This is a genomic window from Acinetobacter courvalinii (genome assembly GCF_014635545.1).
GTDB lineage: Bacteria > Pseudomonadota > Gammaproteobacteria > Pseudomonadales > Moraxellaceae > Acinetobacter > Acinetobacter courvalinii.
This window is the reverse complement of sequence record NZ_BMDA01000001.1, coordinates 1,553,837-1,579,825: the sequence shown is the minus strand read 5'-3', so window position 1 is coordinate 1,579,825 and position 25,989 is coordinate 1,553,837. Positions and strand designations below refer to the sequence as shown.

The window sequence follows — 25,989 nt, the reverse complement described above, 5'->3', positions numbered from 1 at the left end:
ATATTATCCAGAATTAAGAGTATTGAGAGACTTCTGCCTGATAGAGATCAAGCGCTTCATCCATTGACATATTATCCGGCGGCGGTGCGATGTTTGCCACTTTAGGCGCTTCAGCCACTCTGGCCGCTTTAGATTTCACCTGATATTCGATCGCAATGGCTTCTTTACCGAAATAATCCCGCAACTTGCTGAGCAGCTCATCCAGTGGTGCAACTTTCCATTGTGGGCCAAGTTGTAGCTCGGCAGTTGCAAAACTCTGTTCAAGCTGGATGTGCAGTCCGATATGCTGGCACATATCCACATTACAATAAGGTAGAAGAATGGCCTGCAAGTCTTTCGCCAGCGTTTTGCTCATCAGCTCTTGAGCCAAGCGAACCTGAATGCTTTGGGCACGTTTCTGGCGAATTTCATTTAGACTGAATGCCTTGCTTAAGCGTGCCATTGGACGGTCAAAACCTTCACGTTCGTAGATTTCACCTTCAATCACCACGACTTGTTCTAAGCGAACCACCTCTTTATAGCGCTGGAAACGCTCGTGGTTGCAACTGATTTCGACACGGGCTGTACCATCATCCAGTGTGATCATAATCCGGTTCGGGAAGTTGGCAATATCGACCACTAAACCTGCAAAAACAGTGGTCACACCGCGACGTGTCGGTGTTAGCTCATTCAGTTTTGCTGAAATGAATGATTTTAATTCAGGACGATAGACATCAATCGGGTGACCTGTGAGGTAGAGACCCAGTGTGTCTTTTTCACCTTTAAGACGAACTTCGTCTGACCACGGTTTGACCGGTTTGGCCGGTTTACGCTGAACTTCTTCAACTTCACCAAACAAGTCCATAATTCCTGTTTCACGGTTACTACGCGCTTGTTCGGCTGCTTGTACGGCTTCTGGCAATTGTGCCATCAAGCTGGAACGTTCAATACCGAGACAATCCAGCGCACCTGCACGGATCAGGGCTTCCAGAGTCCGTTTATTAATCTTTTTCAAATCAATACGATGACAGAAGTCGAATAAGTCCTTATACGGACCTTCATTGATGCGTGAGTCGATGACCGATTGCATGGCCTGCTCACCGACACCTTTAATGGCACCTAGACCATAGACAATGGTGGCTTCATCGCTGGCATGGAAATGATACAAAGACATATTCACTGAAGGTGGCAGTACTTCGAGTTTGTTATTACGGCAGTCATCAATCAGGAACACGATACTGTCGGTGTTCTGCATTTCCGAAGATAAAACCGCCGCCATAAATTCAGCAGGATAATGGGCTTTTAACCAGGCCGTGTGATAGGCAACCAGAGCATAGGCTGCGGCATGCGATTTGTTAAAACCATAGCCTGCGAACTTTTCCATATAGTCAAAGATATGGTTGGCGGTGGCTTCATCAATATCTTTTTTCGCAGCACCTTCAATAAAGATCTGGCGCTGTTTAACCATTTCTTCTGGTTTCTTTTTACCCATGGCACGACGAAGTAAGTCTGCGCCACCAAGGGTATAGCCTGCACAGAACTGTGCAGCCTGCATTACCTGTTCCTGATAAACCATAATCCCGTAGGTCGGTTCTAGCACGCCTTCAAGTAGCGGATGAAGATACTCGAATTCTCCGCCATGCATACGATGGATAAAGTCGGGAATCAGGTCCATCGGACCCGGACGATACAAGGAAACGAAGGCAATAATTTCTTCAAATTTGCTTGGTCGTGCTTCCTTCAACATCTTTTTCATGCCGACGGATTCAAACTGGAATACCGCAGTCGTATTTGCTTCAGCAAACACCAGATAAGCATCTTTGTCGTCTAAAGGGACATTGGAAATGTTTAGGGGGATCTCGGATTTGATCCGTTTATTGATATTCTGAACGGCATCTTCAATTACCGTCAGGTTACGTAAGCCCAAAAAGTCGAACTTAACCAGACCTGCGGCTTCAACATCGTCCTTATCATATTGTGCAACACGGTTGGTCCCATCAGGATCACACAACACTGCCGAGTAATCGGTAATTTTACCCGGTGCAATGACCACACCGCCGGCATGTTTACCAGTATTACGCGTAATCCCTTCCAGCTTGAGTGCCATTTCCCAGATTTCGGCAGCATCATCGTTGTCCGGATTGGACGGGTTGGTGACGATATCCTTGAGCTGCGGTTCCATATCAATCGCAGTGGCCAGATCAACACCCAGTGGCTTGGTCGGTACCATTTTGGAAATACGGTCAGCCAGACCATAAGATTTACCCAAGACACGTGCCACATCCCGGATCGCACCTTTGGCCGCCATGGTACCGAAGGTGGCAATCTGTGAAACCGCTTGACGGCCATAATTTTGTGCCACGTATTCAATTACACGGTCACGACCTGCAATACAGAAATCGACGTCAAAGTCGGGCATCGAGACACGTTCCGGGTTTAAGAAACGTTCAAACAGCAGGTCATAACGGAGTGGGTCAAGATCGGTAATTTTTAAGCTATACGCAACCAGTGAGCCTGCACCTGAACCACGGCCCGGACCGACAGGCACGCCATTATTTTTGGCCCATTGAATGAAGTCCATGACGATCAGGAAGTAACCCGGGAATCCCATCTTGAGAATAATGTCGACTTCATATTTGATTCGCTCATCATACGGTTTGCGAATCTCAGCCCAGTCTTCGTCACGTTCAGCAACTGGATAAAGTACATTTAAACGTTCTTCTAAACCTTCACGAGACAAATGCTCGAAATAGGTGTCGATGGTATAGCCATCTGGAATCGGGAAATCAGGTAAGAAATAAGTCCCGAGCTGTAAAGCGACATTACAACGTTTTGCAATATGGTAAGTATTTTCAATCGCACTCGGAATGTCTGAAAACAGCTCAGACATTTGTTCGCCCGTTTTAAAATATTGTTCAGGGCTATAGTTTTTGGGGCGTTTAGCATCGCCAAGGACATAACCATCCGCAATACAGACACGTGCTTCATGCGCGTCAAAATCTATTTGCTCAACAAAGTGAACATCGTTATGGGCAACAACACCAATCTGATATTTGGCGGCTAGTTTTACGGCTTGCTGAATAAAATCTTCTTCACCGACACGTTCAGTACGGGTTAAGGCCAGATAAACGCGATTACCAAACTTCTCAATCCATGCTTCCAGTAAAGGTTCAGCTTTTTGTGGATTGGAAGAGCAGAGCATTTTGCCCACATCGCTATGTTGACCTAACATGACAATCAGGTCTTCAGCCTGTTCAAGTATCCACTCTTTTTGTACGCATGGAATACTTAACTGTTGGCCTTCGATAAAACCGCGAGACACGATTTCAGTCAGGTTACGCCAGCCGGTATTGCTCATGGCCAGCAGGGTGGCACGATGTTCGGCATCGTTAAGGCGAATGACACTGCCTAAAACCGGTTTAATGCCTTTTTTTAGGCAGGCTTCATAAAATTTTACTGCGGCATGCAGGTTGGATAAGTCTGTGAGTGCCAGCGCAGGCATCTCATCTTTTACGGCAGCCTTGACCAAATCAGGTATGCGAACAATCGATTCCGTGATCGAGAATTCTGTATGGATACCGAGATGAACAAACCGCATAGAAGGACTATCCTTTTTCAAACCAACGCATAGTTTAGCATGCAAACCGAAAATGGCATGCTTAATATTTTGGCAAACCGTATCTTTGCTTTGTTATTTCGCTGAAAAGATAAAAATTAGTTTTTGATTTCCTTACATATATCAATATCGATTTACATCATTGGTTTTATCGCTAGAATGTGATCGCATAAAAATATAGCAATATGAGTTAGATAATGAGATTTAAAAATATTGTGCTTGCAATATTGTTGACCAGCAGTTGGGTAAATTTATCTTATGCCGATGTCGCGCCAGCCCGACAAGCTTTAATGGTACAGGCTCAGTCTGGTGATGTGAATGCGCAATATGAGCTGGCCAAAGCCTACTATTTTGCTGAAGGCTTAGAATGGAATTATGATGAAGCCTTGACGTGGTTTAAAAGAGCTGCTGCACAAGGAAATGCGGATGCAATGTACCAAGTCGGTTATATGTATGATCTGGGAGAGGGTATTGAAGAAGATAACCTGACTGCCATGAAATGGTTTGCCCAAGCTGCAGAAAAAGGGCAATTACGAGCACAATATAGTTTGGGTTATCTTTATCTTTCTGATGAAGACGGGGTGGTAACTAACCTTAAAAAGGGCGTGGAATGGATTACGCGAGCTGCAGATGCCGGATTTGATGTGGCTCAGACGACGTTAGGGCGTATGTATGAGGCAGGGCTGAAAGGTCTGCCGCAAGATCTTGAGAAGGCAAGACACTATTTACAGTTGGCTGCTCAGCAAGGTGACGCTACGGCAATGAATGCCTTGGCCTTTTTTTATATTGAAGGGACGGGAGGTGTCGAGAAAGATAATAAAGAGGCTTTGCGGTTATTTAGCTTGGCTTCTGAGGCATCCGGTCTTGCTTCTTTTAGTGCAGGACTGATGTATGAGTATGGTGAAGGAATCATTAAAAATTATAAAAAGGCAGCCGAGTTTTATGAACGCGCCTTAGAGCAGGATAATGAGGATGGCTGGCAGGGACTTGCGCGTCTATATAAAACTGGTGGTTTCGGTCTGGCCAAAAACCTAAAAAAATCGCAAGAATATGAAAGGATATGGCGGGAAGCTCAAAGCGAGAACAATGCATCGGAATAAATATAAAAAAATCCCCCTTTATTGAGAGGGGGATTTTTTTATTAACGCATTTTTGCCAGGAAGCGACCGAGGCGATTGATTGCTTCACGCAGCTCATTTTCTGCAGGCAGAAACACCACACGGAAGTGGTCTGGTGTTGGCCAGTTAAAGCCGGTACCTTGTACCAATAATACTTTTTCAGCTTTTAGCAGATCCAGCATCAGTTTTTCGTCATCTTCAACTGGATAAACCGCTGGATCAAGTTTAGGGAAGCAGTACATTGCGCCATCAGGCTTCACACAACTGAGACCAGGAATTTCATTTAGCATTTCCCAGGCAATATTACGCTGCTCATATAAACGTCCACCCGGGCGAATCAAGTCATTAATCGACTGATAACCGCCTAAGGCTGTTTGAATTGCATATTGCGCTTGGTGGTTGGCACATAAGCGCATTGAAGCCAGCATATCCAGACCTTCGATATAGTCTGCAGCACGTGCTTTATTGCCTGTAATTGCCATCCAGCCCGCGCGATAACCGGCAATCCGGTAGGCTTTTGACAAGCCATTGAATGAAATACACAATTGATCGTCAGCCAATGCTGCGACAGCGACATGTTCAATGCCGTCATACACAATTTTGTCGTAGATTTCGTCAGCAAATAAAATCAGGTCGTGCTTTTTCGCCAATGCCACAATTTGCTCTAATACATGGCGTGGATAAACAGAACCGGTCGGGTTGTTCGGGTTAATAATCACGATACCACGGGTATTTGGCGTAATTTTGCTTTCCATATCCGCGATATCTGGATACCAGTAGTTCTCCGAATCACATTTATAATGAACTGCGGTACCGCCAGAAAGATTTACCGCTGCTGTCCATAACGGATAGTCGGGCATCGGTACCAGCATTTCATCGCCATCATCCAGCAGACCTTGCATGGCCATCACGATCAGTTCAGACACGCCGTTGCCGACATAGACATCATTCACATGCATATCGAAGATGCCTTTCTGCTGGTAGTACTGGCAGATGGCTTTACGTGCAGGGAAGATCCCCTTTGAATCGGTGTAGCCAATCGCATTCGGCAGGTTTAAAGCGACATCATTAATAATTTCTTGAGGGGCTTCAAAGCCAAACGGGGCAGGGTTACCGATATTCAGTTTGATAATCTTGTGTCCTTGCTCCTCCATTTCATTGGCGGCTCGTAGTACAGGTCCACGGATGTCATAACAAACATGCTCAAGCTTAGATGATTTTTTAATTTCTCGGCTTGATGGATGAGACTGGGGAACAACTGTACTTTTAGACATAGCAGGATTCACTTTTGCATATCGGTATAAATAACTTTTAAAGGTTTCCACTGTGACCAGATTGAGATCATGCTGATCTCTCAGCAATTCAACAATCTTTTCATGGGTAAAACCCGATTGTTGATATTGTCTGATGGTTGGTAATAAGTTCTGGAACACTACACTTTTCTTCTGAGACATTTCTTGTCCTATACAACCGTGCGAAACAAGAATATCACTATATTTGCTCACGCAAAAGACAATATTGTTAAAATTTGCTTACTGTTAAAATTTAATTTGCTTTCTTTTTGCTATTTTTAGGTTTGGATGCTTAAACTTCAACAAATTATACGATCTGAGACTAGAGTTTTTTTTGCGAATGGCGTAAATATAAAATCTGATCATCAAGATATTTTTAACATCAGAATAAAAGGTGCAGGTTATGGGAAAAGTGAATAAAACAGACCGAGAATGGCAAAGAGAGTTATCCGCAGAGGAATATCGCATCACCCGTCAAAAAGGCACTGAACCCGCATTTACAGGACAATATTGGAATAACAAGCAACAGGGTACCTATGTGTGTCGTTGTTGTGGTGCGGAATTGTTTTCTTCCGATACAAAATACGATAGCGGCTGTGGCTGGCCAAGCTTCTTTAAGCCGATTGATAGTGTTGCAATAGAAGAACATGAAGATTTATCGCATGGTATGGTCAGAACAGAAATTGTCTGCCATGATTGCGATGCACATTTGGGCCATGTGTTTGAGGATGGCCCACAGCCGACAGGACTGCGTTATTGCGTGAATTCGGCATCATTACAACTTAAAACAGATGAGAAGAATGACGAGGAAACTTATCCATGAGTAACATTTATCAGTTTGAAGCTGAGTTGTTAGAGGGAGAAACAAAAGCGCTCGCTGATTATAAAGGCAAGGTCATGCTGATTGTAAATACTGCAAGTAAGTGTGGCTTTACCCCGCAGTTTGCCGGATTAGAAAAACTTTATGAAAAATATAAATCTCAGGGACTTGAAGTATTAGGATTTCCTTGCAATCAGTTTGGAGGACAGGACCCGGGAACCAATAAAGAAATCGGGACCTTTTGCCAGCGTAATTATGGTGTCAGTTTTCCCATGTTTGCCAAGGTAGATGTCAAAGGACCTGAAGCCCATGTGATTTTCCGTTATTTAACCCGTGAGGCAAAAGGGCTTTTGGGTAGTCGTAATATCAAATGGAATTTCACCAAGTTTCTGGTTGGCCGTAATGGTGAGGTGTTGGAGCGTTATGCCCCAACCACTAAACCAGAGGCCTTAGAAGCAGATATTGAAAAAGCTTTAGCGCAGAAATGATCGGGATACAGGTTAAAGGTTTAAGTTATTTTGAACTCAAGCGTTGAGTTTTGGAGCCATCCTGACATGCCTTACGTTGAAACACGTAGGGCATGTCAAAGCCGGATCTGTTATAAATCGCATAGCCATCCTACCTTTTCAATCGGGGCTGTTGATGCGGGGCAGAGTCATTTTTCCAGTTCTTTTGCTTCCGAACAGTTGATTCAGGCGGGTAGCATCGTGGTTATTCCAGCCCATGTGGAGCATGCTTGTAATCCTTTACCACAACAGGCCTGGAGTTACCAGATGATGCATCTTGATGCAACATGGTTCGCTGGGCTGCTTGATGAGCTTCAACAGGAAATGGGTCTGCACTTGGATTTAAACACCTCCTATGTGCCGCAATTAAGACCTACAATTCTCCATGACCTCCATCTTTACACTGCATTTACTGCATTAAATCAGTTGTTATTTGATCCTCAGATTTCACGCTTAGAAAAAGAACAATACTTAATTAAGATTTTGACCGAAATGCTCATACCGAATTTTCATTGGGAAAATATTGAGGAGGCAAGTTATTTTCAGTCGTATTTACCCCGTTTGATCGAGTGTCTGGCGAGTGATATTGAGGATTTATCGCTCCAGCAACTGGCTGATGAATTACAGATCAGTCGCTATGCATTGATCCGGCTGTTTAAACAATATTTAGGTTTAACCCCACATGCTTATCAATTAAATCAAAAGGTCAATCAGGCGCGTTTACGTTTGCGTCAGGGCTGTGATCTGGCCCAGCTGGCACATGAGTTAGAGTTTACGGACCAAAGTCATTTTCATCGTGTATTTAAACAATATACGGGGGTTACCCCAAAACAATATGCTAAAAAATCCTAGTGCTCGCAATTTTGTACAAGAATAAAGCTTTAAGTTTTTTTAAGCTGGCTCTCCTTCATCTGGAGAGAGGCTATGGAGCTTTTTTTAACTATTGTTGTGACGCATTTTATTGCTTTGCTGACGCCTGGGGCTGATTTCTTTTTAATTTTAAAAACCTTGATGCAAAGCCAAATAAAGGCAGCACGCTTGACGTGTATGGGGATTGCACTGGGGAATGCCATTATTCTGCTGGTGATTTATAGCAGTCTGTTCTTGCTGGGCAAAGTCAATACCGAACTACTGGTCGTCATGAAATGGTTGGGTGTGCTTTATTTGGCTTATCTGGCAGTTCAATGTTTTCGCGCTGCACGTTCTGCACGGATATTGACTAAAACCGAACCGGAACATGATGCCGGACCACCAAAAAAAGCACCGTTTAGGCACTTTTTACTGGGTTTGGGTTCGAGTCTGCTCAATCCCAAGAACCTGATGTTTTATTCGGTGTTGGTGATCCTGATCTATCCTCAATACAATCTGATGCAAAACCTTCTGGTCTGTGGCTGGATGGTGGGCGTGGTGCTGATCTGGAATCTGGCGATGGTGAAATTGATGAGCGCAACCATGTATCTATCATGGTTAAATCAGCAGATGCATTATTTGTATTATCTGGCGGGCGGCAGTTTTATCTTTTTTATGCTGGCACTAATATTATCCTGAGCATAAAAAAGACGATCATTTGACCGCCTTTTTTAACTCCGACCTATTAAGAGGGTTCAATCGATGGAGGCTGGGTTTTCCTGAAACTGTGGATTTTGCGATTAATATCATCGATAAAAGTATATACCACCGGAATTACCAGTAAGGACAAGAAGGTACTGGTAATCAAGCCGCCAATCACCGAAATTGCCATTGGAGCCCGGAAACTTGGGTCTGTACCAATGCCTAAGGCAATCGGCAACATCCCTGCACCCATGGCCAACGTGGTCATGATAATCGGACGTGCCCGTTTATGGCAGGCATCCAGCAAGGCATTGAAGCGGGAGTAATGTTTTTCATCTCTGGCAATAATGGCGTAATCGACCAGTAGAATCGAGTTCTTGCTGGCGATCCCCATCAACATAATCAGACCGATCAGGCTTGGCATCGAAAAACTGCTTTTTGCCAATAGCAGCATCACAAATGCACCGCCAAGTGATAACGGTAGGGCCACCAGAATGGTAATCGGTTGCAGGAAGTCTTTGAATAACAGCACCAGCACCACATAGATACACAATACGCCGGTTAACATGGCCAGTCCAAAGCTGGAGAACAGTTCCTGCATGACTTCGGCATCACCAATATTGGTACGTTTCACCGTCGGTGGCAGATTCTTCATGGTTGGAAGCTGGTCAACTTTTGCGGCGATATCACCCAGCGGCTGATTATTCAGCTCGATGGTAAAGTTGATGTTGCGTAAGCGGTTAAAGCGGTCAATCTGCGATGGACCACTTTCAATATTGACATCGGCAATGGTACCTAACATGACAGGTCCATGACTGCCTTTGACCATTAGGCGTTTCATCAATTCCTGATCCTGACGTGCGGATAGCGGTAGCTTGATCACCACAGGAACCTGACGTTGCGACAGGTTTAACTTGGCCAGATTCTGGTCGAAATCACCTGCAGTCGCTATACGCAAAGTCTCTGCAATATCATAGGTAGTGACGCCTAAATCGGCTGCTTTGGCAAAGTCTGGACGAATCACCAGTTCGGGACGAATCAGGGCAGCACTTGAAGTGATACTTCCTACATTGGGAACAGTTCGTAATTCACGTTCAAGGCTCCGTGCGGTTGCCATGAGTGTATCTGGATCATCCCCAGACAGTGCGATCTGATATTGGCTATTGTTACCTGCAAGCCCGACCTGTATACGTGCACCAGGAAGTGGGGCAAGGCGTTGGCGCAGTTCATCTTCAATGTCTTGCAAACTGGCACTACGGTCAGAGCGTTCGGTGGTCTGAATTGTGAGGGTGGCTTTACGCGGTTCACTCGATGCGCCACCTGAAAACGGATCTGATCCTGCAGCACCGCCACCAATGGTGGTATAGATACTTTTGATTTCAGGATGGTCTTTAATCAGGTTGCGTGCATATTCGGCAGCTTTAAGGGTATCCCCGAATTGAGAACCGGGTGTTAGCTCCAGACGAACCTGTGTTTGACCTGTATCAGGGGGCGGCACAAATCCTGTCGGTAATAAGGGAATCAACATGACCGAGGCAATAAAGAAGGCAATTGCACCGCCTAAGGTGATCCAGCGATGATTGAGACACCAGGTCACCAGACGCATGTAGCCACGCATGACTTTGCCATCTTTGGCGCGGTCTTGGGCTAAACGGGCTGTGCCTTGGTCTGCCGCCGTTTTGGCATCTGAAGCATCGTCCTGTTGTTCGACCTTGCCGATCCACGGTTTCAGGATATAAGCAGACATCATCGGGGTAAGCAAACGTGCAACCAAGAGGGAAGCAAAAATTGCCAATGCTGCTGTCCAGCCAAACTGAACAAAGAATTTCCCTGCAATGCCACTCATAAAGGCAGTCGGCAGGAATACGGCAATCAGGGTGAAAGTGGTAGCAATCACGGCCAGACCAATTTCATCGGCAGCTTCCATCGCAGCCTCATAGGGGGTCTTGCCCATGCGTAGATGCCGTATGATATTTTCAATTTCTACAATCGCATCATCGACCAGAATCCCCACCACCAGTGACATGGCCAGTAGTGTTACGGTATTGAGGGTAAAGCCAAAGAAATACATGCCGATCATGGCAGGTAAAATGGACAATGGCAGGGCAGTTGCGGCAATAATCGTGGCACGCCAGTCACGTAAGAATAACCACACCACCAAAATCGCCAGAATAGCACCTTCATACAGCAGCGACATTGAGCCTTCATAATTGTCAACCACAGGATTGACGAAGTTAAACGCTTCGGTAATCTTGATATCCGGATGTGCCGTTTTCAGTTTATCTAGTGCTTCAGCGACACCTTTTTGAACATCAACCTCACTGGCCCCTTTACTGCGGGTGATTTCAAAACCAATGACGGGTTGTCCATTTAACAGTGCAGCTGAACGTCTTTCGGCAATCCCGTCACGAACCGTGGCCACCTGATCCAGACGAATATGCCGACCATCACTTAAGGCAATATCCATTGCACCAATTTCATCTGCTGTCTTAACCGTGGCAATGGTCCGAATCGATTGTTCACTGCCACCAATTTTGGTTTGGCCACCGGAAGCATCTTGCTGGACTAAACGCAGTTGACGGGTAATATCGGTCGCCGTTGCATTCAGTGCCAAGAGTTTTTCAGGGTCAAGTTCAACATCAACCTGACGTGTTATACCGCCAACACGTGCCACTGCACCGACCCCTTTGACCTGAAGCATGGCACGGGCAATGTCGTAATCCACAAACCATGACAGTGCTTCTTCATCCATTTTTGGCGACTGGATGGTATAGGTCAGAATCGGAGAGCCAGACAGGTTAATCTTGCTGACAATGGGGTCGCGTAGATCAGCGGGTAAATCGGAACGAACCTGCGACACTGCATTACGCACGTCATCCACCGCTTCCTGCAAGGGCTTTTCCAGCTGGAATTCTGCGGTGACCGTCACTACACCATCCTGAATATTGGTGTACTGGTTCCTGAGTCCTTGCAGGGTGGCAATCGAATTTTCGATTTTACGCGCCACTTCGGTCTCAAGTTGTGGCGGCGCGGCACCCGGAAGGGCAGCGGTGACCGTGACCATAGGCAGTTCAATATCAGGGAACTGCTGGATCTTCATCCATTTAAAGCATAACAATCCAGCCAGACCCAGCATGATAAATAACAGGATGCCGGGAATAGGATTACGGATCGACCAGGCAGAGAAATTCATATCATTTCTCCTGTGTGGTCACAAGTTGTTTGGTGAGTGGTGTGTCGGGAATGTCTTTGGCAATACTGACCAGATCACCGTCTGCCAAGAAACCTGTACCAGAAGACACTACTTTGACATTCGGGGCCAAATCTAAAATTTCGACCCGATCGCCCAAACGGCGTCCCACACTGACTTTCTGTTGAGTCACACGATTGTTGTCATTGACAATAAACACATAAGAAAAACCATCACGTAACAACAGCGCAGTTTGCGGAACGGTTAATGCGGCTTTCTGGCCTAAATCAAATTCACCTTTGACAAACATGCCCATGCGTACAGCCTGCGTGGTTGGAATATCCACATACACCAGTCCATAACGGGTCTGTGGATCAATTACGGGTGCGATCATTCTGACTTTACCTGTCACGGCAGGTTGAGCTGGATCGGGTGAAATGATATGCGCTGTCATGCCTTGTTTGAGCTTATACAAATCAGAGGTGGTCACTTCTGCGCGCCATTCCAGGCGGTGATCGCGAATCAGGCGGAACAGTTCCTGTCCGGTTTGGGCCAAAGAACCGACCGTGGCAGAACGTGCCGAAATGACCCCATTGTCAGGCGAGACCACTCTGGTTTGAGCTAAACGTAACTGATTACTTTCAATCTGTGCCTTGGCTGCATCCAGCTTGGCTTGCGCAGTGGATTGGGAGGTTTGATATTGGGTGGCTTCCTGAGCCGAGATTGCACCTGTATTTTTGAGTTGCTGAATACGTCTATTATTGGTCATGGCATCGGCAAGCACTGCCTGTGCTTCGGCATAACTGGCTTTTGCTGCGGCAAGGTCGGCACGAATGGTGTCGCTGTTAATCTCTGCCAGAACCTGACCACGTCGTACCTCATCACCGACGTTGACATTGACCCGAGTCAGACGCTGGCCTGAGAGTTCGCTGCCAATGACTACTTCCTGCCATGCCGCAATATTGCCATTGGCGGTAAATGTCTGTTTCCAGTTTTGCTGTTGAGGTGATACCACCGTAACGGTCAGCGCAGCTTTTTGTGCAGTGGTATCGGCATTTTTTTGCTGATTCGTCGCTGTAGATTTTTGAGCAGTTTTAGTCTGCCAAACCACAATCACAATAATTAAAAGTACAACCACGATTGCTAAAATGAGCCAACCCTTTTTCTTTATTTTCTTGGGATTTTGAGAAGTCATCTTTCCATAGTCATCAAGTCTTGATGGCTAATAAGTATAGTGTGAGTTTATTCACATTGATACATTTTAGGTTCACCTAAGAGGATAATGCCTTTTTATAAAGGCAGAAGCCGGTTAGACACCACATTTTTCATGACAATGGTCGAGGTCAGGCGTTGCACATTGGGTAGGGCGGAAAGGCTGTCATCATAGAGCTTCTGGAAACTTGCCAGGTCTTTTGCAACCACATGCAGTAAATAATCCGGATTGCCAAATAAGCGCTGTGCCTGAATGACATTGGGAATGTCGATGACTTTTTCTTCAAAGCTGGACAGGGCGGTTTTATCTCCGTCTTTTAAGGTCACAAAGATAATTGCCGAGAAATTAAGGCCGATTTTTGAGGCTTCAAGATCGGCATGATAGCCTTTGATCACGCCACTTTCTTCCAAAGCTTTGACCCGACGATGACAAGGAGACAGGCTTAAACCGATTCGTTCCGCCAGTTCTGTGATAGATAATCGTCCATTGGCCTGTAGTTCAGCAATAATTTTCTTATCAATGCGGTCCACTTGGAAGAATCTCCCTGTTGGCGTTAAATAAATAGAAGTATTTGGAATAACATTTTCACCATTAAAGCATATCCTTTCTCAACAATCTTCACCAAATGGTGAAAAAGCAGGCGATTAAAAATAGCGTTGCTGATGCAGGAAGGGCTTGGCTTATGGAACTCAGTGTAATTTTTGCTTTCTGGTGTGTTTCGATCTTATTTGTGTTAACGCCGGGTGCAGATTGGGCCTATGCCATTCTTGCAGGCATTAAGGGGAATTTTGTCTTAAATGCGGTAACTGGCCTGATTCTGGGACATTTTATTGCAATCTTGTGTGTGGCTGCTGGAGTCGGTGCATTACTGCAACATTATCCAATACTGTTAACCACCATGACGATTTTAGGTGCCTGTTATCTGCTATGGATGGGTGCAAATTTATTGATTCATCCTGCCACCATTTCCAGTGATCATAATGAAACACAAACACTAGATTCGGCACGTTCGTGGTTGCTGAAAGGTGTTGGAATTAGTGGGTTAAATCCTAAAGTTTTATTGCTGTTTTTTGCTTTATTGCCGCCGTTTATTCATCCTGAAATGTCTTTTGCACCCACAACCCAGATTATGTTACTGGGTATGATTCATCTATTGAGTTGTGCAGTCGTTTATGTGCTGGTGGGAATTGCAGCCAATAAATTGTTGGCAACACGTCCAATGGCTGTGAAAGTTGTGAGTTGGGTTTCTGGTGTCCTGATGGTGATGATCTCGATCATTTTATTTATCGGACAGCTTGGCTAAGGAAATAGTGGAATTCCTTAAGAATAGATGGCTTTAAATTTTATATTGATTGAATTCAGTCTGTTAATTTTAATGCCGTTTAAGACTGAAAAAATCATGAAATTATGGAATGGCACATATAGATAAAAAATAGTGTAAAACGTATTAATTCTCATTTATTATGCGGTTTTTTTAAAGTCGGCTGAAATAAATCATGGGTAGAAAACTTAAACCATTAGTATTGATGATGACATGCGCTTCAATGGGGACAACGGCCGTTTTTGCAGATGAACTACAACAGGGGCAAGCAGCGGATGTAAGCGTGACATTAAATACAATTCGTATTACTGCCAGTGCGGATGCATCAGCAGATGGTTTAATGGAGCCTTTTGCGGGTGGGCAAGTTGCCAGTGGTGGTCGGGTCGGGATCTTTGGTAATCAGAAGAATCTGGATACACCATTCAACTTAACCAGTTATACCAATGCATATATTCAGTCCAGGCAAGCTAAAAGTGTAGGGGATGTATTAAAGGCTGATCCAAGCGTTCGTGTTGGGCGTGGTTTCGGAAACTTTCAGGAATCTTATTACATCCGAGGTTTTAATTTAGGTTCGGATGATACCGCTTATAATGGTTTATATTCGATTCTGCCACGCCAATATATTCCAACAGAGCTATTTGAACGTGTCGAAGTGCTTAAAGGTGCTTCATCTTTCTTAAATGGTGCGATGCCGGGCAATGGCGGAATTGGTGGGGCAATTAATCTATTGCCAAAACGTGCAGGTAATGAACCGTTAAACCGTGTTACGGTTGGTACAGATTTTAACGGTGGCCAAATTGCCAGTGATATGTCTCGTCGCTTTGGCGAAAACCAAGAGTTTGGTGTACGTGTAAACACCGCTTATCATGGTGGCAATACCAGCGTTGATGATGAAAAAAACTCATTAGGTCTGGCTTCAATTGGTCTAGACTACCGTGGTGATCACCTACGTTTATCTGGAGATATGGGCTATAGCAATAATCGTTTAACTGCGACACGGCCTAATATTTCACTTGCGGGTTTGACTGAAGTGCCTGCTGCAATAAAGGCGAGTCGTAACTATGCACAAAAATGGACCTATTCCAACGAAGAAGATGTGTTTGGTAGTTACCGTGCAGAATATGATTTGAATGATGCAGTAACCGCTTATGCAGCTTATGGTTTCCGTCATGGTGAAGAGCAAAATAGTCTTGCAAATCCGACTCTAAAAAACCCTTCTAATGGCGATGCGAAATATTCACGCTTTGACAATGGTCGGGTCGATATGGTGAATACTGGTGAAATTGGTGTTCGTGGTAAGTTACAGACAGGTTCTATCCAGCATAATCTAGTGTTATCAGGCTCTGCATTTCAGCAAAATACCCGTAATGGCTGGGCCATGAGCGACAGTAATACCACTAATATTCTTCATCCAGATTATAGCAATGCACCTGAATTGACGATTGGTAATCCAGAGCGTGTTAATGATCCTAAGCTTGGCACCCGTACCCGTCTAAGAAGTATCGCGATTGGGGATAATATTTCTGCGCTTGATGATAAGTTGATTGTGATGCTTGGTGCGCGTTATCAAAAGATCATGCAGGAAACTTATAACTATCAGACCGATGGAAGTAAAATCAATCCAGCCTATAATGAGGCGAAATGGACGCCTGCTTTAGGTGTGACTTATAAACTAACGCCAGAATTTTCTGTATATGCAAACTATATCGAATCATTGGCGAAAGGGTTAACTAATACCACTGCGGATGCAACCACTACGCTTAAACCTTTTGTTGCCAAGCAAAAAGAAATGGGTGCTAAATACGAAAATGATCGTTTAGGTGCGAGTATCAGTTTATTTGACATTAATAAGCAGCGTGGTGTCTTGCAAGATGGGGTATTTAGTGATGCAGGTGAATACGTACACCGTGGTGTCGAGCTAAATACCTATGGCAAGCTGACTGATGCGATTACGGTATTGGGCGGTGCGTCGTGGTTACATGCCAAGCAAAAAAATACAGGATCTACCTTATATGATGGCAATAATGAAGTTGGCGTGCCAAAGTTCCAGGCCAATTTAGGTGCTGAATGGGCGTTGCCAGTTCCGCAAGAGATTTCCCTAAATGCACAATTGACTTATACAGGCTCGACTTATGCAAGTCTGGACAATAAGTTAAAAGTGAATGACTGGACGACGCTGGATATCGGTGCAAACTATAAAACCCAGCTTGGACAAACCCCAACGACGTTCAACTTTAAAGTGAATAATGTCTTCAATAAAGACTATTGGTCTTCTATAGGTCTATCTGACAATATCAATAGCATTGCAAACACCAATAATGGTTATGTGGTTGCAGGTCTACCGCGTACCTTTATGCTCAGTGCAAGTTTTGATTTCTAATTTATAGCGCTAAAAAATCCCCGAATATTCGGGGATTTTTTATTTATAGAATGGCTTTAAGGCGTTTTACCACTTCTTCACACTGACTTAAATCTGCAACCAGGGCCATACGCACATGACCTTCACCCGGATTTCCTTGTTCTGTGTCACGAGATAGATAACGACCCGGTAAAACTTTAATATGTGCTTTTTCCATCAACATCTTGGCAAAAGTTTCATCATTATCCACTTTTAACCAGTAGTAGAAACCCGCATCCGGTTTTTGTAATGGCAATACATGACCGAGTTCTGACTGGAATAAATCAAATTTGGCACGGTATTGCTGACGGTTTTCTTCAACGTGTGTTTCGTCATTCCATGCTGCAATTGAAGCCAATTGATTTTGTACCGGCATTGCAGCACCATGATAAGTACGGTATTGCAAATAAGGTTTTAATAAAGTTGCATCACCCGCAACAAAGCCAGAGCGCATACCCGGCAGGTTTGAGCGTTTAGAAAGTGAATGGAATACGATACAGTTTTTATAATCGTCACGACCCATTTCCGCACAAACTTCGAGTAGACCGATCGGTGCCTGATCAAACCAGAGTTCTGAATAGCATTCATCTGATGCAATCACAAAATCATATTGATCAGACAGGGCAATCAACTTTTTAAACTGTTCTTTTGACAGCACCGTACCCGTTGGGTTGCCGGGAGTGCATACAAACAGTAATGCTGTTTTTTCCCATACTTCCGCAGGAACCGCATCAAAATCACCCAAGTAACCATTGTCTTCGGTACAGTTGATGAAATAAGGTTTTGCACCTGCCAGTAAGGCTGCCCCTTCATAAATCTGATAGAACGGATTTGGCATCACCACATAAGGTGCATCTTCACGCTTAATCAAGGCTTGTACAAAAGAGAAAATACCTTCGCGTGTGCCAGAAACGGGCAGAATATGATCCTCTGCACTAATCTGGTTCAGCTTAAAGCGATTTGTAAGCCATTGTGCAATACTTTGGCGCAGCTCAGGTAAGCCTTTACTGTTTGGGTAGGTCGATAAATGGGCAAAATTATCAATAATTGCCTGCTTCACAAACTCTGGCGCTGGATGTTTCGGTTCACCAATTGACAGGGGAATCAACGGTAAATTGGCAGGTTGTATCTCTTTAAACAGTTGGTTTAACTTTTCAAAAGGATAGGGATGCAATAACGACAAGCTAGAGTTCATTTAAACAGTTACCAAACAATAAAATTTAAGATGGATTACAAATTTGATTCGATGCTTCATCCAAAGCGGCTTTTAGTGTTTCCACAAAAGTTTTGACTTCTTCATCGCTGAGCAAGACACCATTTTTCTTGGTGACAAAGAAAATATCTTCGGCACGTTCACCCAAGGTGGCAATTCTGGCCGAATGGATATCCAGACCTTGCAGCATGAACAAGCCACCGATACGCGCCAGCAGTCCGGGTTGATCCAGTGTGGAAATCTCGACCATATGTTGCTGTAAGGTCGGGTTCAACACGATATCTACGGTATTTTGTACATCAAAATGACGTAAATGCCGCGGGATACGGCGTTGCATGATCCCCGGATACTGGTCGGAATGACTTAAGGCATCGACTAGAGCGGCTTTCACTTTGCGTTCACGTTCTGGGTCAGTCAACAAGGTGCCAAAACGATCCAGTACCAGATAAGTGTCCAGGCTAAATGAGGTTGAGGCGGTAATAATACGTGCGTCCTGAACATCCAGATTCATACGGTCTAATACGGCCACCGTTGTGGCAAATAGGTTTGGCTGATCACGAGTATAGATAAAGATCTGCACCGCATCATCTGCTGCATTACGATGCGCACGTAATAACACCAAAGGTTCGGGATTATCGCCGTGTTGCAGAATGGCTTGGGTATGCCATGCAATTTCATTGGCTGATTCTTTGACGAAGTATTCATCGCCCAGCTCTTGCCAGACTTTCTCTACTTCAGCAAGGGAGAAGTCATTGACCAGGAGTTCGCTGGCCGCAAATTTGGTATCTTCAATCAGCATTTGATAGTCGACTGGACGACCCAAGCCCGAACGGATCACATCACGCGCATAGGTATACAGCTGACGCATCAATGATGCACGCCATGTATTCCAGAGTTTAGGATTCGTGGCATTAATGTCGGCGACCGTCAGGGTATAGAGATAATCGAGATGCTCCATATCCCCGACTTTTTCAGCAAAGTCTTTGACTTCATCCGGATCGGAAATATCTTTTTTCTGAGCCGTCAGTGACATCAACAGGTGATTGTTGATCAGCCATGCTACCAGCTTGCATTCACGTTCGGTAAAACCATGGGTGCGACAGAATTCAATGGCATCGATCGCGCCGAGTTCACTGTGATCACCACCACGGCCTTTGGCAATATCATGGAAAATCGCAGCCATATACACGATGTCATGGCGGGCAATACGCTGGAACACGGAACTGACCACCGGAAATTCTTTGGCAAATTCAGGTTCTTTGAAACGGCTTAAATTACGGAGTAACAATAAGGTATGCGCATCGACCGTATAAATATGGAACAGGTCGTATTGCATCAAGCCGGTGATCTGTCCAAATGCGGGAATGTAATTGCCCAACACGCCGTAACGTTTCATCGCCACCATGGTGTTATACAGATGCGGTGAACGGATAATCGACATGAACAGGGCCTGATGTTCCGGATTATCGCGGAAACGCTGGTCAATCCGTTTGGCAGCCAATACCAGCAGACGCAGGGTACGGGCACGAATCCCGGTAATTTCAGGACGATTTGCCAACAGATAGAATAATTCTAGGATGGCAATCGGTTCTTCTGAAAAAACTTTATGATGTTGAACAGCCAATTTCCCATCGACAATTTTAAAGCGCTCATTAATGTCGATAATGTGGCGTTCATAATCTGGCAGACGAGGCGTAATCACCGATTCATTGAAATAGGCCAGTAGCATTTCATTCAGGGTGGAGACCTGTTGCGCGGTACGGTAATAGCGCTTCATAAACTGTTCAACGGCAAAATTAACCGGTTGACCTTCTTCACGGACATAGCCAAATTTTGCGGCAATATCGCGCTGGTATTCAAACAACAGGCGGTTTTCATCGCGTTTGGCTAGACGGTGTAACTGGGTGCGGATTTCCCATAAAAAGCTTTCTGCTTCTTCAAGTACCCCAAGTTCAAACTCGGTAATAAAACCTAAATGCACCAGATCATAAATGCGATTGACTCGGAAATGACGTTTGGCAATCCAGCCGATCTGGTTGATATCGCGAATACCGCCCGGGGCATTTTTAATATCAGGTTCCAGATTGCTTTCCGTGTTGTTGTGTTGTGCGTAGCGTTTGGCCTGTTCAGCCATTTTGGCATCATAGAAGGTTTGATCCGTCCATGTCTGTGCCACGATACGACGCGGCCACTTTGCCAGTTGCGGATTGCCTGTGATCAGACGTGCTTCAATCAGCGTGGTCGCAACGGTCAGGTCATTAATCGCCTGTTCAACACAGTTTTGAATGGTCCGAACGCTGATGCCGGGTTTGAAATTACCGACATCCCATAAAGAAGAAATAAAGGTCGAAATAAGTTTTTCTTGTTCTTCACTGATTTCATCCTCAGACAAAATCATGATATCGGTATCTGAATAGGGCAGCATTTCATGACGGCCATAGCCACCCACTGCAAATAGGCCCAATTCAGTCTGGTTTAAACCCGCATGATTCCATAGAAAGATCAGTGCTTCGTCAATCGAGTCGGAACGCGCACCAATCACTTCACGAATGGGTTGCCCATTTTCATAACTCTCCTGTAATTGCTTTTCTACATCCGTTCGCCATTGATTAATGGCTTGAATATCATGATGACTGGTGACGTAGTTCAACAATGGAGATGTATTGATCATGAAAATGGGTCTACTCAATTCAGGTTAAGAGTTAGTGTGTACGCTCACTTGGTCTGCGGCATGTTGGGCCAATTCACGCGCAAGATCTGTGGTCTCAGCACGTGCAGTGGCAACACCCATACGACGGCGCTTAAAACCTTCCGGTTTTCCAAATAGGCGTAAGTCTGTATCTGGATTAGCTAAAGCAAGATTCAAGCCAGCAAAGCTGAGATTTTTGGCATCCACACCCGCATAGATCACTGCACTTGCCGCCACACTGTGACGGGCAGTATTCACAGGCAAACCTAAAATGGCACGGGCATGCAGTTCAAATTCGCTTTGGAATTGTGAAGCCAGCGTCACCAAACCGGTGTCATGTGGACGAGGAGAAACTTCACTAAACCAGACTTTATCGCCCTTAATAAATAACTCAACCCCGAAAATACCACAGCCACCTAATGCAACAGTGACCTTATTGGCAATACGCTTGGCTTCTTGTAGCGCAGCAGGCGTCATCGCTTGTGGCTGCCAGCTTTCGACATAATCACCTGCATCTTGACGATGTCCAATCGGATCACAGAAATGCGTTTCAACTTCGCCCGTTTCCGGATTTTTGGCGCGGACAGTCAATAAGGTAATTTCAAAATCGAAATCAATTTGTGATTCAATAATCACGGTACCCTGATTCACGCGGCCGCCTTGCATTGCATAATCCCAAGCGGCATCCACCTCATCAAAGCTTTTTACGCGAGACTGGCCTTTACCAGAAGATGACATCACTGGTTTAACAAAGTTTGGATAACCTATATCGTCACAGGCAGCGCGGAAACTTTCTAAAGTGCTGGCAAAGCGATAAGCCGAAGTCGGGAGGCCAAGCTCTTCAGCAGCTAAACGACGAATCCCTTCACGGTTCATGGTCAGGTTGACCGCTTTGGCCGAAGGAATTACGGTAGCGGTTTTATTTTGTTCAATTTCAAGCAAGACTTCAGTGGCAATCGCTTCAATTTCAGGAACAATCAGATTCGGTTTGATGTTCTCAATCAGTTGTTTTAATTCGGCTGGATCGGCCATATTCAGGGTATAAGCATAATGAGCGACTTGCATGGCAGGTGCATGATCATAACGGTCTGCAGCATGAACTTCGACACCCAGACGTTGTAAAGAAATCACCACTTCTTTACCCAGCTCTCCAGAACCTAACAGTAAAACCTTAAATGCAGAAGATTGAAGTGGAGTTCCAAGAGTGACGCTCATGCGAATAATCCTATCCTGAGTAATTTGTGTTTAAGCATAGCAGAACTTTTTACGGAATTAAGCCTATATATCACAAAAAAACCTGCTTTTTGTCAGACAAAAATAACGGTTAAACAGCCCTTTGATTGATTTAGACATTGACTTGGTAATTTAGTTTTAATTCATCAGCAGGCTGTCCACGAATGCCCCAGTTCACTTTTGGTGTTTCAAAAATGGTGATTTCAACGTCGTGGGGAGAGATTCCGCAGTGTTGTTGAATATAAGTAAAAAGTAACCGGATTAAACGTTTTTTTGCTTCATTGCTGCGGCCTTCAAACATGGAGATTTCAATGATCAGGTAATTTTCACTGCGATCTTGCGGATAAATAAAATCACGGGTCGCAAGACTGATGAAACGCTGAAATTTCTTTTCGACTGGGTAATTCAGACTGTCTACCAACGCTTGATGAATGGCATGGGAAAGCTGGTTTCTAAACTGCTCAATGGTTTGTTGTAAGGCATAAATTTTAACTTGCGACATGAATGTTTTGCTTCCTGAAGTATTGTTTATTTGACTGTTCACAATATAAAGCAAATAGGTCGCGAGAAAACCATGCCTCTGCATTGAATTAGCCCGCGTGCTATGCATGATTAAAATGTCACAATGATTGAGAATTATTCCCAAATTGACTAGCATAATGGCCTTATGTTTCATCGGCGATCTGATATGACGAATCTAAATACGCGTGTAACAGCAATTCTGTTGTGTAGTGCCTTTTTATTGGCAGCTTGTGGTAACTCAGGCGATGAGCCAAAACAGAAGGTAGAGATCAAGCCAGCGCCAAAACTGAATAATGATGCAACCAGCTATGCCAATGCTGCATGGAAACTGATTAATGAAATTGATCCAATTGTTTATAACAAGCAAACGGCTGAAATTGAAGAGAAGGTCAGAAAGCCATTACGCCAGCTCAGTACCGATTGGCGAATTAATGTCAAAATGACAGACTCGGTGACTGAAGGGAAATATGCGTTGTGCCGTAAGGCATTGACCAGTCTGGATACCTGGGCACGTGATGTTAAAGATAAAGACAATGTATCTGCCCAAAAGCAGGCAGACTATGAGCGTGATAAAGCACAATGTAAAGATGCGATTGATAATCCGGCTTTAGGGAATACTTCTCCAAAGTAGGAGTGAAAAATGTATTTTCGTATCTTATGGTTTTCTTGATGCTATTTGGTTTACTGGGAATAAATACCAGTTATGCGCAAGTAGAGTTCCATCTTGCCTATCAGCTGCAAATGCCGAAGACCAAGCCTGTACATTTTTCTAATGATAGTTCATTTCAATTTGTGAGTTTGTCTCCCTTTTTTACTGCCAATGAACTAGTCAATGCAAAGGCGATTCTTGTTGATGGAAGCGCAGTTGTTGAAATTGAAATTTCAGCTTCTGCACAGAAAAAGTTTAATCAGTTGGCCAACAAAAATACGCAAAGCCAAGATCAAGGTCTATTTAATCAGTTGATTGGTTTAGGCGTTATGATTGATGGACAGCCAGCAACGGTTATACAAGGGGTTTATAGACCTATTTCAGATCGAAAATTATGGTGTTACCTAGTAGATGATCGCTTGCCCGCCAAGGAGCAATTGCGTCAGGCTAATAATATTGTCAAAAAAATGAAATTGGCCAAAGCTCCACGTTAAAATCATCTCATTAGCAATTTATCCCAGCTTGGATTGTTAGCTCTGGATAGCAGAATGTTGTTTCAATAAAAAAGCGAGATCATTGATCTCGCTTTTTTATGGTTAAAGTCATCAAACGGTTATGAGGTTTTGACTGTTTTTGCGGCTTCTTGTTTAGCTTTGCTTGTTGTGATGCTGGCTACTTTTTTGCTGTCTGTTGCTGCCTTCATTGCATCATGTTTGCTCGTATCTTTCATTTTCGTCATGTCATGTTTAGCGGTTTGAGTGGTTTTAGTTGCTGCTTTCTTGATTTTTACCACACTTGTTGCAACACATTTACCACCTTTGTGATTTGGTCCTGTACCGCCCTGGAGTTGAGTTCCTTTCGGGCAGGCAAATGCGCTAGCGCTAAGTACGGTAAATAAGCCTGCTGTTAGAATCGTTGCAATTTTTCTCATGATTGTCATCTGCATCGGGTAAGCGATAGTGCTTAGCCTTAATGTAAGCGTGTTGATGAGAGGAAAGCAGACTGATTTTGTGAAATATTTTAGAGCATGCGTAGCATTTTATAGTGAGAGTTTGTCTTTTAATTTAGGTTTAAGTTTAAAAGCATATTGCAAAAAATGCGGTGCTTATCAATTTAAAATACAAAAGTTCAGGTTTACTCTTTTAGATAACCGACCGTGGCCAATTTTCTGAGACCTTCTAAATCGAGTACTGCAATTTTTTTAAAACCCAACTGAATCACACCTTGCTTTTCAAACTGATTCAGTTCGTGATTGATGGTTTGTCTGGAAACAGTCAGCATATTGGCCAGCTGGTCCTGTGAGATCTGAATGTTGAAGTCCTGAATCGATGAACGGTTACCATAACCTTCCAAAATAAATAACAGCCGCTGCGCCAGACGCTGGCCAATACTTTGGGTTTGAATCGCAATATGTTCTAAAAATACATAGCGTAATTTTTGACTGGTGAGCAGGGCAAAGTAATACCAGTAATAGGGGTTTTGGAGCAAGAAATCATTGAGCGGTTGCGCTGGTATTTGCAGTACCACACTTTTCTTCAATGCAATCGCGTCATGCGAGCGGGGTTGCCGGTCAATCAGGGAAATTTCACCAAACCACATGATCGGTTCAGCAATTGCAGCGATGGCTTCGTTACCATTGACATCGATATAACCCAGACTAATCGAGCCTTCCAGCACGCCATAGACCCCATCAAAACGATCTTGTGCGCTAAAAACAGCCGCATTTTTCTCAACAGTGTATTTTTTGCCATGTTCAAGAATAAAATTTTGAAAAGGCTCTGCTAAGTGGCTAAACCATGCGTTTTGTTTTAAATGCTGAATATAAAGCTGCTCTAACACGATTGTTCCTTGTTTAAAAAGATGTCCATTTGTCAGCTACGTGACAACTTGCTCACACTATTTGTTATAGATTAACAGCATAAACGAATGATATGAGGAAAGAAAAATGACAAATCTGGAACGTCTACTCAGCCAGTATGCAGCTTATCATCTGGATCGAAATAATATTGTGACCCATTTTGTGGGTATTCCTTTAATTGTTTTTTCTATTTTGTGTTTAACGGCACGTGCAGGTATTGAAATTTCTGGCTTTGCAATCACATTAGCCATGCTACTCATTGTAGTCAGTAGCATTTACTATATTTCACTGGATAAGCTGTTTGGTGGCCTGATGTTGATTCTTTTTGTCTTGGCTTATCCCTTGGCCGTAAAAATTGCGGCTTTATCGATGTGGAGCTGGCTAGGGGCCAGTATCGGTATTTTTGTGGTGGGCTGGGTGTTCCAATTCGTGGGGCATTATTTTGAAAAGAAAAAGCCTGCTTTTGTTGATGATGTGATTGGTTTAGCCATTGGACCGTTATTTGTGCTGGCTGAATTCGTTTTCTTGCTTGGCTTTCGTAAACCGTTACACCAGCGGATTTTAAAAGAAGCCCACATCAAGCGTGCTGAAATGGATATGAAGCCGCAGACAGTCGCTTAAGCAAATAGATTGCTTTATACAATTCAATCCTGAAAGTTAGACAGAAATTGTTTAACTTTCAGGTTTTTTTTAGATTTTATATATTTTAATTTTAATACGCTTAATCTCTTAAAAAATCAAAAAAGATTTCGAAGGGCCTATTTATCTCTGTTAGATATAATAAAGGCATAAACTGCTATTTAATATGATCTAAAGTGGTA

At 44.0% G+C, this 25,989-nt stretch carries 21 protein-coding genes; 10 read left to right on the top strand and 11 right to left on the bottom strand.

Annotated features, from left to right (window positions below; genetic code table 11):
* Positions 1–13 precede the first annotated feature (13 nt).
* Positions 14–3,577 (bottom strand): DNA polymerase III subunit alpha, encoded by a 3,564-nt coding sequence (dnaE, locus tag IEV39_RS07165; RefSeq protein ID WP_005285087.1) that lies wholly within the window; start codon positions 3,575–3,577, stop codon positions 14–16.
* A 215-nt stretch (positions 3,578–3,792) separates the two neighbouring features.
* Between dnaE and IEV39_RS07160 the strand changes: the two genes are divergently transcribed.
* Positions 3,793–4,695 carry a tetratricopeptide repeat protein gene (locus tag IEV39_RS07160; protein ID WP_005285089.1) on the top strand — a complete coding sequence of 301 codons (903 nt, stop codon included), beginning with the start codon at positions 3,793–3,795 and terminating at the stop codon, positions 4,693–4,695.
* 41 nt (positions 4,696–4,736) lie between these two features.
* Here IEV39_RS07160 and IEV39_RS07155 read toward each other — a convergent pair whose 3' ends face one another.
* A complete protein-coding gene (locus tag IEV39_RS07155) occupies positions 4,737–6,167 on the bottom strand; it encodes a pyridoxal phosphate-dependent aminotransferase (protein WP_005285092.1) in 1,431 nt (476 codons plus the stop codon).
* Positions 6,168–6,408: 241 nt separating this feature from the next.
* Here IEV39_RS07155 and msrB point away from each other — a divergent pair, with 241 nt between their 5' ends.
* From msrB to IEV39_RS07135, 4 genes are all read left to right on the top strand, one after another.
* Positions 6,409–6,828: a peptide-methionine (R)-S-oxide reductase MsrB gene (gene msrB / locus IEV39_RS07150; RefSeq protein WP_005285097.1), complete on the top strand. Its 420-nt coding sequence runs from the start codon at positions 6,409–6,411 to the stop codon at positions 6,826–6,828.
* Positions 6,825–7,313: a glutathione peroxidase gene (locus tag IEV39_RS07145; protein ID WP_005229853.1), complete on the top strand. Its 489-nt coding sequence runs from the start codon at positions 6,825–6,827 to the stop codon at positions 7,311–7,313. Before msrB ends, IEV39_RS07145 begins: the two co-directional genes overlap by 4 nt.
* Before the next feature lie 66 nt (positions 7,314–7,379).
* Entirely contained in the window at positions 7,380–8,183 is an 804-nt protein-coding gene (locus IEV39_RS07140) for a helix-turn-helix transcriptional regulator (RefSeq protein WP_005285102.1), read from the top strand.
* A gap of 72 nt (positions 8,184–8,255) precedes the next feature.
* The gene (locus tag IEV39_RS07135) at positions 8,256–8,879 is read left to right on the top strand and encodes a LysE family translocator (RefSeq protein ID WP_005285104.1); all 624 of its coding nucleotides are present in this window, start codon (positions 8,256–8,258) and stop codon (positions 8,877–8,879) included.
* Between the two features lie 46 nt (positions 8,880–8,925).
* Here IEV39_RS07135 and IEV39_RS07130 read toward each other — a convergent pair whose 3' ends face one another.
* The 3 genes from IEV39_RS07130 to IEV39_RS07120 all read right to left on the bottom strand — a co-directional run bounded on the left by IEV39_RS07130 (position 8,926) and on the right by IEV39_RS07120 (position 13,815).
* Positions 8,926–12,075 (bottom strand): efflux RND transporter permease subunit, encoded by a 3,150-nt coding sequence (locus tag IEV39_RS07130; protein ID WP_005285107.1) that lies wholly within the window; start codon positions 12,073–12,075, stop codon positions 8,926–8,928.
* 1 nt (position 12,076) lies between these two features.
* Positions 12,077–13,267, bottom strand: coding sequence for an efflux RND transporter periplasmic adaptor subunit (locus IEV39_RS07125; protein WP_005285110.1), 1,191 nt, complete (start codon positions 13,265–13,267; stop codon positions 12,077–12,079).
* Positions 13,268–13,362: 95 nt separating this feature from the next.
* Positions 13,363–13,815 (bottom strand): Lrp/AsnC family transcriptional regulator, encoded by a 453-nt coding sequence (locus tag IEV39_RS07120; protein WP_005229861.1) that lies wholly within the window; start codon positions 13,813–13,815, stop codon positions 13,363–13,365.
* 152 nt (positions 13,816–13,967) lie between these two features.
* Between IEV39_RS07120 and IEV39_RS07115 the strand changes: the two genes are divergently transcribed.
* Together IEV39_RS07115 and IEV39_RS07110 are read left to right on the top strand one after the other, a co-directional pair.
* Entirely contained in the window at positions 13,968–14,588 is a 621-nt protein-coding gene (locus tag IEV39_RS07115) for a LysE family translocator (RefSeq protein WP_005285113.1), read from the top strand.
* 193 nt (positions 14,589–14,781) lie between these two features.
* On the top strand, positions 14,782–16,986 hold the full coding sequence (locus IEV39_RS07110; RefSeq protein WP_032883146.1) for a TonB-dependent receptor: 2,205 nt from the start codon (positions 14,782–14,784) through the stop codon (positions 16,984–16,986).
* A gap of 43 nt (positions 16,987–17,029) precedes the next feature.
* On the opposite strand, the gene dapC is transcribed toward IEV39_RS07110, so the two are convergent.
* From dapC to IEV39_RS07090, 4 genes are all read right to left on the bottom strand, one after another.
* On the bottom strand, positions 17,030–18,199 hold the full coding sequence (gene dapC / locus IEV39_RS07105; RefSeq protein WP_005285120.1) for a succinyldiaminopimelate transaminase: 1,170 nt from the start codon (positions 18,197–18,199) through the stop codon (positions 17,030–17,032).
* A 25-nt stretch (positions 18,200–18,224) separates the two neighbouring features.
* A complete protein-coding gene (glnD, locus tag IEV39_RS07100; RefSeq protein WP_005229869.1) occupies positions 18,225–20,888 on the bottom strand; it encodes a [protein-PII] uridylyltransferase in 2,664 nt (887 codons plus the stop codon).
* A gap of 24 nt (positions 20,889–20,912) precedes the next feature.
* A complete protein-coding gene (gene purT, locus IEV39_RS07095; protein ID WP_171067888.1) occupies positions 20,913–22,130 on the bottom strand; it encodes a formate-dependent phosphoribosylglycinamide formyltransferase in 1,218 nt (405 codons plus the stop codon).
* A gap of 121 nt (positions 22,131–22,251) precedes the next feature.
* A complete protein-coding gene (locus IEV39_RS07090; RefSeq protein ID WP_005285124.1) occupies positions 22,252–22,641 on the bottom strand; it encodes a tautomerase family protein in 390 nt (129 codons plus the stop codon).
* Positions 22,642–22,827: 186 nt separating this feature from the next.
* Here IEV39_RS07090 and IEV39_RS07085 point away from each other — a divergent pair, with 186 nt between their 5' ends.
* Both IEV39_RS07085 and IEV39_RS07080 read left to right on the top strand, forming a co-directional pair.
* The gene (locus IEV39_RS07085; protein WP_005285126.1) at positions 22,828–23,292 is read left to right on the top strand and encodes a hypothetical protein; all 465 of its coding nucleotides are present in this window, start codon (positions 22,828–22,830) and stop codon (positions 23,290–23,292) included.
* Between the two features lie 38 nt (positions 23,293–23,330).
* Positions 23,331–23,804 carry a hypothetical protein gene (locus IEV39_RS07080; RefSeq protein ID WP_227554504.1) on the top strand — a complete coding sequence of 158 codons (474 nt, stop codon included), beginning with the start codon at positions 23,331–23,333 and terminating at the stop codon, positions 23,802–23,804.
* Positions 23,805–23,923: 119 nt separating this feature from the next.
* Here the strand turns inward: IEV39_RS07080 and IEV39_RS07075 are convergent, their stop codons facing one another.
* Together IEV39_RS07075 and IEV39_RS07070 are read right to left on the bottom strand one after the other, a co-directional pair.
* On the bottom strand, positions 23,924–24,241 hold the full coding sequence (locus tag IEV39_RS07075; RefSeq protein ID WP_005285132.1) for a hypothetical protein: 318 nt from the start codon (positions 24,239–24,241) through the stop codon (positions 23,924–23,926).
* A 203-nt stretch (positions 24,242–24,444) separates the two neighbouring features.
* A complete protein-coding gene (locus IEV39_RS07070; RefSeq protein WP_005285135.1) occupies positions 24,445–25,149 on the bottom strand; it encodes a Crp/Fnr family transcriptional regulator in 705 nt (234 codons plus the stop codon).
* 106 nt (positions 25,150–25,255) lie between these two features.
* Here IEV39_RS07070 and IEV39_RS07065 point away from each other — a divergent pair, with 106 nt between their 5' ends.
* On the top strand, positions 25,256–25,789 hold the full coding sequence (locus tag IEV39_RS07065) for an Mpo1 family 2-hydroxy fatty acid dioxygenase (protein ID WP_005285137.1): 534 nt from the start codon (positions 25,256–25,258) through the stop codon (positions 25,787–25,789).
* The last annotated feature ends 200 nt before the right edge of the window (positions 25,790–25,989 follow it).